Genomic DNA, 8,111 nt, shown 5'->3' with positions numbered 1-8,111 from the left:
GGCAGAAAGACGACGGCGCATCGCGCGAGACCGCCCCCTGGGGGCACTCCCATCCGCGCCACCGTCTTCCCGCTCATCGTGTGCGCGGACCGTGCGCTCCCCTGTGACGCACGGTCCCGCCCCGGACCCGCCCGAGTTTACGGCGCGCCACTGACACCGCCCTCGATCGTCGCTGCGGAGCTGCGGGTGTGGCTCCAGCCCAGCAGACCCGGCAGTCCCTGCTCGGCGGCGCTGGAGCGGCGCTGCTCGCCGCGGCCTACGCCTGGCTGATGCCGGCGCTGTGGGCCTCGCCCCGGCGGACGCCCGCAACCCGCTGCAACGGGAGAGGCGATCAACTTGCACAAGTCACAGCCCCTGCCTGCCCCGGAATTCAGTCGGATTCGACCAGGCGCGTTGGTACGTTCACGCCATGACAGAAACCGACGGGGCGGGCCGTGCCCCGGTCACCTCCCAGGATGTGCGGGACGCTGTACGGCTGGCGGTCACCGCACTGAGCGAGGGGCTCGAGGCGGACTGGAGCGCACCCGCCGGTTCCCTGGAGTGGGACTGCTGGGACACCGTCGAGCACCTCGGCGACGACCTGTTCTCCTACGCGACGCAACTGGGCCCCGACACACCGCCGTTGACGGACGGCGTGCCCTTCTCCTACACGCGGCGGAAGCCCGGCGGGCCCGCCAACACGATCTTCGCCGACCGCGACGCCGGCCCGGCGGGGCTGCTGCAAGTGCTGGAGGCCAGCGGGGCGCTGCTGACGGCCATGGTGCGTACGGCGTCACCGGAGGTCCGCGCCTGGCACCCCTACGGCAACTCCGACCCCGAGGGCTTCGCCGCCATGGGGATCGTCGAGACCCTGGTCCACATGCACGACGTCGCCGAAGGGCTCGGCATCTCCTGGATGCCACCGGCCGACCTGTGCGAGCGCGTGCTGGGGCGCCTGTTCCGCGACGTGGACGTGGACGCTCCCCCCTGGCAGGCCCTGCTGTGGGCGACCGGCCGTACGGAGCTGCCGGGCCACCCGCGACGCACCTCATGGGAGTGGAACGGGGTGCCCCAGCACGACGGGACACCGCCCCACCTCCGTGCGCCGGTGCAGGACGCCCGTACACCGGTGCAGGACGCCGCTCCCAGCGCGAGTTGACGCCCGGCCCATGCCCCTCACTCCCGGCGGTGCGATGCAGCCGACAACGCCCCTCCTGCTGCTCGATGTCGACGGCCCGCTGAACCCCTTCGCCGCCCGGTGGCGTCTGCGGCCGCGCGGCTACACCACTCACCGCTTCAAGCCCGCGAACTGGCTCGCCCGGCATGCGCCCCTTCCGGCGGAGGACGTGAGGCCTCTTCGGGTGTGGCTGAAGCCCGGGCACGGAGCACAACTGACCGCCCTGCCGTACGACTTGGTGTGGGCGACCACGTGGATGCACGGCGCCAACGAGCACATCGGCCCCGTACTGGGCCTCCCCGAACTCCCCGTGATCGAGTGGCGGGAGCTCTTCACGCCCGGCCCGCAGGGCGCGCACTGGAAGTTGCCGCAGATCGTCGAGTGGGCGCGAGGCCGCCCCTTCGCCTGGGTGGACGACGGCATCACGGACGACGACAAGCTCTACGTCTCGGAGCACCACGACGGCCCCGCCCTGCTGCACTGGGTGGACCCCGGACGCGGGCTGCGCGCCAAGGACTTCGCCGCACTGCGGAGTTGGGCGACGGAGGCCGGCGCCCGGTAGCAGCGGGCGCGGCCTCCGGGCGTCAACACACCTGCCCCCAAGAGCCGTTGACCGGATCCTCGTTCGCCGGCTCAGAGCACCCAGGTGAGGTAGAAGCACACAGCCGCGCCCCCGGCACCGCCGATGAACAGGTACTTCATCACCTTCGCCGCCCGCGTGCCGCTGATGAGGGCACCCACCTGGGACGCCTGCGAACGTCCCGGGAAGATCCCGGTCGCAGCGAAGGGAACGCCCAGAGCCGCGGCGATCCAGCCGATGAAGAACAGGGCGTTCCAACGCCACGTCTCCGCCAAGCCGCTCGGGAGATAGCCGCGCCCTGTCTGCTGCACCGCGATCTCGTCACCGGCCTTGAGATCCCGGTGCACGACAGCGTCCCGCTGCGACGTCCCGCCGTCGTCCGGGCGGAAGGTGCCTGAACAGACCGTCTTGTCACTGCTGTTGCGGCCGCCCTGGTCGATCCAGCAGCGCTGAACGGTCACGGTTCCGTGCCGTCCGGCGAATCCCGCGGTGTGCGCGGCGTTGTAGACGGAAATGCCCACGCAGACGAGACCGATCAGGAAGAAGAACCCGCCGAGCGCCCTGCCCTTCCAGCTCGGAGCGGGCAGCGGCGTATACGGACTGACGCCCCCGAGCTCGAGCTCCGGCTCCCGTGACCCCCCGAAGAGCCCGTCCCGTCCCAGCCCCACCATGCTGCCGCCCCCTGCCCGTTGCCTGTGCTGTGCCTGTCCGGCGCCGCAGCACGGCACCGCACAGACCGGTCACATTAGCCACAGAGCGTCAGACGTGGAAAAGCGCCCCCGCCCCCACGGGCACACCCACGGGGACCGGCGGCGCCCCTCCCTCACCGGCGCAGTCACCGGCACCCTGCCGGTTCCGCTAGGCCGATCGCGGAGGGTCGAAGGCCGCGGCCTCGACGAAGTCGGGTCTCGGATCGAGGGCGGCGGCCAGCCGGAAGTGGCGGCGCGCCTCGTCCGCGCGGTTCGCGCGCTGCAGCGTACGGCCGAGGGCGAAGTGCGCGAACGCGTTGTCGGGCTCGCGCTCGAGGACCGTCTGGAACTCCATCTCCGCAGGACGCAGTTGAGCGCCGAGGAAGAATGCGCGTGCGCGGAGCAGCCGCGCGGCGGTGTTCTCCGGGTGTGCCGCTACTACCGTGTCGAGCAGCTTCAAGGCTCCGCGCGGATCGCGTGCGTTGAGCAGCTGCTCGGCAGCGCGGAACTCGATGACCAGGGTTTCGGGGTTGGCCTCGGACACGGTGGCTGCCTCCTCACCGGTGCCGGTGTGACAGTTACGGTGCACGGGCGCGGAAACGCCCTGTCCCCCATACCTATTCCCAGCCGCAACCGTGCGCACTCTGCTCCCACCGGAGCGGGCTACGGACAGGAGGCCGGGAGTCACCGGTCCGACGGAGCGTGGGCGCGCCTGCGCAGCCCTTCCCACACCTCTCGCACCCGGGATTCCAGGGCCTCCAGCGGCCCGTCGTTGTCGATCACGATGTCTGCCACCGCCAGCCGCTCCGCGCGGGTCGCCTGTGCCCCCATACGGGCGGCGGCCTCGCCTTCGGTCATGCCCCGCAGGCGCATCAGCCGGTCCATCTGGGTCTCGGATGAGGCGTCCACGACCAGCACGAGGTCGTACAGCGGAGCGAGCCCGTTCTCGGTGAGCAGGGGGACGTCGTGGACGATGACGGCACCGCCCTCCCCGTCCGAGGCTTCCGCTTCCTGCGCCGTGCGCTCCAGCTCCGCCGAGCGCTGTCCGACCAGGGGATGCACGATGGCGTTCAGCGCGGCGAGGCGCTCTGTGTCGGCGAAGACGACAGAGCCGAGTTTCGGCCGGTCCAGGGTGCCGTCCGGCGCCAGGATCTCCTCGCCGAACTCGGCGACCACGGCTGCAAGCCCCCGCGTGCCCGGCTCCACGACCTCCCGGGCGATCTTGTCCGCGTCGACGATCACCGCCCCGTACGCGTCGAGCAGCCGCGAGACCTCGCTCTTGCCTGCGCCGATGCCACCTGTCAGTCCCACCTTCAGCATGACTGCCACGCTATACGCCGCCCTGCGCCGCTCCGGCGGGGAGGTCGCATCCGGGCGTCACTCGATGGAGCAGGTCACTGCGCGCCGTCTCCCCCGGGGCCCTCGCCGCCTTCGCCTTCCCGCTCGGCCAGGAAGCGCTCGAAGACCGCTCCGAGTTCGTCGGCGGAGGGCAGCTCGCTGGGCTCCGCGACGAGGCTGCCCCGCGTCTCGGCTCCGGCCAGGGCGTCGTACTGCTGCTCCAGGCCGCGTACGACCGCGACCAGGTCCTCGTCGCCCTCGGCGAGCTGGCTCTCGATCTCGTTCTGCGTCTTCAGAGCCTCGTTGCGCAGGGTGTGCCCCACGTCCGGCAGGACGAGCCCGGTCGCGGAGGTGATGGCTTCGATGAGGACGAGGGCGGCGTCGGGGTAGGGGGAGCGCGCGACGTAGTGCGGTACGTGCGCCACCACCCCGAGCACGTCGTGCCCGGACTCGGCGAGCCGCAGCTCGATCAGTCCGGCCGCGCTGCCCGGGACCTCGGCCTCCTCGAAGAGAGGACGGTGGCCCGGCACGAGGTCCGTGCGGTTGCCGTGCGGAGTGAGGCCGACGGGGCGGGTGTGCGGGACGCCCATCGGAATGCCGTGGAAGTTGACCGCGAGGCGCACGCCCAGACGCTCGGTGATCTCCCGTACGGCGGAGGTGAAGGCCTCCCACTGCACATCCGGCTCCGGCCCGGCCAGCAGCAGGAACGGCACACCGGTGGCGTCCCTGACGAGACGCAGCTCCAGCCGCGGGGTGTCGTAGGAGACCCACCTGTCACGGCGGAAGGTCATGGTCGGACGGCGTGCCCGGTAGTCGACGAGCCGGTCCGCGTCGAATCGCGCAACGGTGACGTAGGACTGAGCGTCCTTCAGGCGCTGGACGATCTGCTCCCCCGCCTCGCCCGCGTCCATGAAGCCCTCGAAGTGATACAGCATCACCAGCCCGGCGCCGTCAGGTCCTTCGATGACGGCGTCGACTGCTTCGAGTCCGCTCTCGTCCCACGTGTACACGCTTTGCCCACTGTGCGGTTCAAGCACTGTTGGCGCCCCTTCTTTTGCGTTCCTCTCGCACAACCACCGAAGCCGGGCCGGCATTCCCCCAGCGCGAAACGGCCGTTCGACGGCACCTCACGGCCGGACGCGCCGACGGGATCCGGCGGCGGCCCCGGCATCCTGAACCCCTGGTGCCGAGGAGCCCTGCATGAGTACCCCGGACCCGTCATCGCAACGCCGCGGCGCCCACCGGCGAGGGGCGGGCGGCACAAAGAAAGGTGGGGCCCGCTCCCGTGAAGGAGCAGGCCCCACCTGCCGTACTTTTCGGCAGCTGCGCTTGTCAGCTACCGCTCAGCGCTGAGCACTCAGCTCTGGCCGCCCGCGAGCTTCTCGCGGAGCGCTGCCAGCGCCTCGTCCGAGGCGAGAGCACCGGAGTCCTCGTCCGACTCGGAGGAGTACGAGCCACCGGAAGCGCCGGCCTGGCCACCGCCGCCGCCGCTGCCACCGCCGGGCTGCGGCTGGGCGTTGCCGCCGCCACCGCTGGCACCCTCGGCCGCCGCCTGCTCGTCGGCCTCACGGGACTTGATGACCTGTGCCTGGTGCTGCTCGAAGCGGGTCTGCGCCTCGGCGTACTGGCGCTCCCACTCCTCACGCTGCTTCTCGTACCCGTCCAGCCAGTCGTTGGCCTCGGGGTCGAAGCCCTCGGGGTAGATGTAGTTGCCCTGGTCGTCGTACGAGGCCGCCATGCCGTACAGCGTGGGGTCGAAGTCGACCGACGTCGGGTCGGCGCCGAAGGCCTCGTTGGCCTGCTTCAGCGAGAGGCTGATGCGACGGCGCTCGAGGTCGATGTCGATGACCTTGACGAAGATCTCGTCGTTGACCTGGACGACCTGCTCCGGGATCTCCACGTGGCGCTCGGCCAGCTCGGAGATGTGGACCAGGCCCTCGATGCCCTCGTCCACCCGGACGAACGCGCCGAACGGAACCAGCTTCGTGACCTTGCCGGGCACGACCTGACCGATCTGGTGCGTACGGGCGAACTGCTGCCACGGGTCTTCCTGGGTCGCCTTGAGCGACAGGGAGACGCGCTCGCGGTCCATGTCGACGTCCAGGACCTCGACCGTGACCTCCTGGCCGACCTCGACCACCTCGGAGGGGTGGTCGATGTGCTTCCAGGACAGCTCGGAGACGTGCACCAGACCGTCCACGCCGCCAAGGTCGACGAAGGCGCCGAAGTTGACGATGGAGGAGACGACGCCGGAGCGCACCTGGCCCTTCTGGAGGGTGGTGAGGAAGGTCTGACGGACCTCGCTCTGGGTCTGCTCCAGCCAGGCGCGGCGGGACAGAACCACGTTGTTCCGGTTCTTGTCCAGCTCGATGATCTTGGCCTCGAGCTCCTTGCCGACGTACGGCTGAAGGTCGCGGACACGGCGCATCTCGACCAGCGACGCGGGGAGGAAGCCCCGCAGGCCGATGTCGAGGATGAGGCCGCCCTTGACGACCTCGATGACGGTGCCGGTGACGATGCCGTCTTCTTCCTTGATCTTCTCGATGGTGCCCCACGCGCGCTCGTACTGCGCACGCTTCTTCGAGAGGATCAGGCGCCCTTCCTTGTCCTCCTTCTGGAGAACGAGGGCTTCGATCTCGTCACCGACGGCGACGACCTCGTTGGGGTCGACGTCGTGCTTGATCGACAGCTCGCGGGAAGGGATGACACCTTCCGTCTTGTAGCCGATGTCGAGCAGGACCTCGTCCCGGTCGACCTTCACGATGACGCCGTCGACGATGTCGCCGTCGTTGAAGTACTTGATCGTCTCGTCGATCGCGGCGAGGAAGGCTTCCTCGGAACCGATGTCGTTTACCGCAACCTGCGGAGTGGTGGCGGTGGTCTCGGTGCTGCTCGTCATGTGTGAAAGGGTCTCCGGTACGGACAATGAAGTCGTAGGTTCTGCTACGCCGAGAGCCCGTTTCGCACCGCGCATGCAAGCCAGCCGGACACAGCCTTGAGAGCCACAAACCCGAGGGGATACATCACAGATGCGAGCGCGGCCTGCTCTGTCCGAGGCGCGCAGGCCCGCAGCGCAACTTGTAGCATACGGGGGCCGCTGGGCATGGTCAATGCGCGAAAGAGCACAGCAGGGGTGGAACGTCCCATAACCGGCGCACTCCGTCCCTGTGTGCGCCACCTCGGCGCGCTGAGCGACCCTCCCCGCGGCCTGCGCGGCCTCATATCCGACAGAAGTCCGACTGAAGTTCGACAGAGGCCCGACACAAGTCCGACAGCGAATGTACGACACGGCTGGGGCCATGAATAAAGAAGACGGCGGCGGTGAGATCCGGCCCGTGGCGGCTGCGGATCCCGGCAGGATCCCGACCGGAGTCACCGGACATCCCGACGGAGCGGCAGCCGAGGAGACGGAGCCCGCGGCCGTCCGGCGCCAGTCGGGCCTCCACGACAGCAGCCGGGCCAACCGCGGCTGGTGGGACAGCAACGCCGACGAATACCAGGACGACCACGGCGCCTTCCTCGGAGACGTCCGCTTCGTGTGGTGCCCGGAGGGACTGGACGAGGCACAGGCCGGACTGCTGGGGCCGGTCGCGGCGCTGCGGGGCCTGAGCGTGCTGGAGGTCGGGGCCGGCGCAGCGCAGTGTTCCCGCTGGCTGGTCGCACAGGGTGCGCGGCCTGTCGCCCTCGACCTCTCGCACCGGCAGCTCCAGCACGCCCTGCGGATCTCCGACGGCGAGGACGGTCCGGGCTTCCCCCTGGTGGAGGCGGACGCCTCGGCGCTGCCCTTCGCCGACGGCTCCTTCGACCTGGCCTGCTCGGCCTTCGGCGCGCTCCCCTTCGTCGCCGACCCGGTGCGGGTGCTGCGGGAGGTACGGCGCGTACTGAGGCCCGGCGGACGCTGGGTCTTCTCCGTCACGCACCCCTTCCGCTGGGCCCTGCCCGACGAGCCGGGGCCGGAAGGGCTCACGGTCCTCACCTCCTACTTCGACCGCACGCCCTACGTGGAGGAGGACGAGGAGGGACGCGCCGTCTACGTCGAACACCACCGCACCATGGGCGACCGCGTGCGGGACGTGACGGCCGCGGGGTTCCGGCTGCTGGACGTGGTCGAGCCGGAGTGGCCCGACTGGAACGAGCAGGAGTGGGGCGGCTGGTCGCCGCTGCGCGGGCGGCTCATCCCCGGCACGGCGATCTTCGTGTGCGAGCGCGACGAGGCGTACGCGCAGGGCCGGCAGGCGTGAGCGGGAAGCTTCGCGGTGACGCTCTGGAGCGGCTGCCCGTACGCGAGGCGCTGCCCGACCTGCACGCGGCGCTCGAGAGCCGCGGGGTCGCCGTTCTCCACGCGCCC

Annotated in this window: 8 protein-coding genes; 3 read left to right on the top strand and 5 right to left on the bottom strand. The window is 70.4% G+C overall.

What is annotated here, in order from left to right:
- Window positions 1–409: 409 nt before the first annotated feature.
- Together H5J26_RS25615 and H5J26_RS25610 are read left to right on the top strand one after the other, a co-directional pair.
- A complete protein-coding gene (locus tag H5J26_RS25615) occupies window positions 410–1,138 on the top strand; it encodes a maleylpyruvate isomerase N-terminal domain-containing protein (protein WP_235981095.1) in 729 nt (242 codons plus the stop codon).
- Between the two features lie 10 nt (window positions 1,139–1,148).
- Entirely contained in the window at window positions 1,149–1,718 is a 570-nt protein-coding gene (locus tag H5J26_RS25610) for a hypothetical protein (protein WP_235981093.1), read from the top strand.
- A 71-nt stretch (window positions 1,719–1,789) separates the two neighbouring features.
- Here H5J26_RS25610 and H5J26_RS25605 read toward each other — a convergent pair whose 3' ends face one another.
- The 5 genes from H5J26_RS25605 to rpsA all read right to left on the bottom strand — a co-directional run bounded on the left by H5J26_RS25605 (window position 1,790) and on the right by rpsA (window position 6,662).
- Window positions 1,790–2,407, bottom strand: a complete 618-nt coding sequence (locus H5J26_RS25605; RefSeq protein ID WP_181768336.1) for a hypothetical protein — start codon at window positions 2,405–2,407, stop codon at window positions 1,790–1,792.
- A gap of 187 nt (window positions 2,408–2,594) precedes the next feature.
- Window positions 2,595–2,969, bottom strand: coding sequence for a tetratricopeptide repeat protein (locus H5J26_RS25600; RefSeq protein ID WP_181768335.1), 375 nt, complete (start codon window positions 2,967–2,969; stop codon window positions 2,595–2,597).
- A 140-nt stretch (window positions 2,970–3,109) separates the two neighbouring features.
- A complete protein-coding gene (gene coaE, locus H5J26_RS25595; protein WP_181768334.1) occupies window positions 3,110–3,745 on the bottom strand; it encodes a dephospho-CoA kinase in 636 nt (211 codons plus the stop codon).
- 74 nt (window positions 3,746–3,819) lie between these two features.
- Window positions 3,820–4,773: a proteasome assembly chaperone family protein gene (locus tag H5J26_RS25590; RefSeq protein WP_419183851.1), complete on the bottom strand. Its 954-nt coding sequence runs from the start codon at window positions 4,771–4,773 to the stop codon at window positions 3,820–3,822.
- 347 nt (window positions 4,774–5,120) lie between these two features.
- Window positions 5,121–6,662, bottom strand: a complete 1,542-nt coding sequence (rpsA, locus tag H5J26_RS25585) for a 30S ribosomal protein S1 (RefSeq protein WP_181768332.1) — start codon at window positions 6,660–6,662, stop codon at window positions 5,121–5,123.
- Between the two features lie 400 nt (window positions 6,663–7,062).
- On the opposite strand from rpsA, the gene H5J26_RS25580 reads away from it, so the two are divergent.
- Window positions 7,063–8,004: a class I SAM-dependent methyltransferase gene (locus H5J26_RS25580; RefSeq protein ID WP_181768331.1), complete on the top strand. Its 942-nt coding sequence runs from the start codon at window positions 7,063–7,065 to the stop codon at window positions 8,002–8,004.
- The last annotated feature ends 107 nt before the right edge of the window (window positions 8,005–8,111 follow it).

This window comes from Streptomyces albidus (ex Kaewkla and Franco 2022) (assembly GCF_013870515.1).
GTDB lineage: Bacteria > Actinomycetota > Actinomycetes > Streptomycetales > Streptomycetaceae > Streptomyces > Streptomyces albidus.
This window is presented reverse-complemented; position numbering and strand designations above follow the sequence as displayed.

Bases quoted from the DNA above. Each gene is read 5' to 3' on its own strand.
- H5J26_RS25610 (WP_235981093.1), top strand. From the start codon at position 1,149: ATGCCCCTCACTCCCGGCGGTGCGATGCAGCCGACAACGCCCCTCCTG.
- H5J26_RS25605 (WP_181768336.1), bottom strand. From the start codon at position 2,407: ATGGTGGGGCTGGGACGGGACGGGCTCTTCGGGGGGTCACGGGAGCCG.
- coaE (WP_181768334.1), bottom strand. From the start codon at position 3,745: ATGCTGAAGGTGGGACTGACAGGTGGCATCGGCGCAGGCAAGAGCGAG.
- H5J26_RS25580 (WP_181768331.1), top strand. From the start codon at position 7,063: ATGAATAAAGAAGACGGCGGCGGTGAGATCCGGCCCGTGGCGGCTGCG.
- H5J26_RS25615 (WP_235981095.1), top strand. From the start codon at position 410: ATGACAGAAACCGACGGGGCGGGCCGTGCCCCGGTCACCTCCCAGGAT.
- rpsA (WP_181768332.1), bottom strand. From the start codon at position 6,662: ATGACGAGCAGCACCGAGACCACCGCCACCACTCCGCAGGTTGCGGTA.